Origin of the sequence: Streptomyces rubellomurinus (assembly GCF_000961885.1) — a bacterium.
GTDB classification, from domain to species: Bacteria; Actinomycetota; Actinomycetes; order Streptomycetales; family Streptomycetaceae; genus Kitasatospora; species Kitasatospora rubellomurina.
The window spans coordinates 1-275 of the sequence record NZ_JZKH01000378.1 but is presented as its reverse complement, the minus strand read 5'-3'; the positions used below and the strand labels follow the sequence as shown (position 1 = coordinate 275).

Here is a 275-nt window from a genome sequence, read left to right as displayed (position 1 = left end):
CCCGCCAAGTGGGACGCCGTGCGGGCGCTGGACGTGCCCACCGAGCGGATCGCCAACTCGCGCGACCTGGGCTTCCGCGACGCGTTCCGGGAGGCCACCGGCGGCGCGGGCGTGGACGTGGTGCTGAACTCGCTGGCCGGCGAGTTCGTCGACGCCTCGCTGGAGCTGCTGCCGCGCGGCGGCCGGTTCCTGGAGATGGGCAAGACCGACCTGCGCGACCCGGAGGCCGTCGCCCGGCAGCACGCCGGGGTGCGCTACCGCTCGTACGACCTGGT

General features: G+C 75.3%; 1 protein-coding gene. It reads left to right on the top strand.

The window, feature by feature from the left end; translation table 11 throughout:
• The coding region (locus VM95_RS38270; protein WP_045706394.1) for a zinc-binding dehydrogenase at positions 1-275 on the top strand (275 nt) is incomplete at both ends.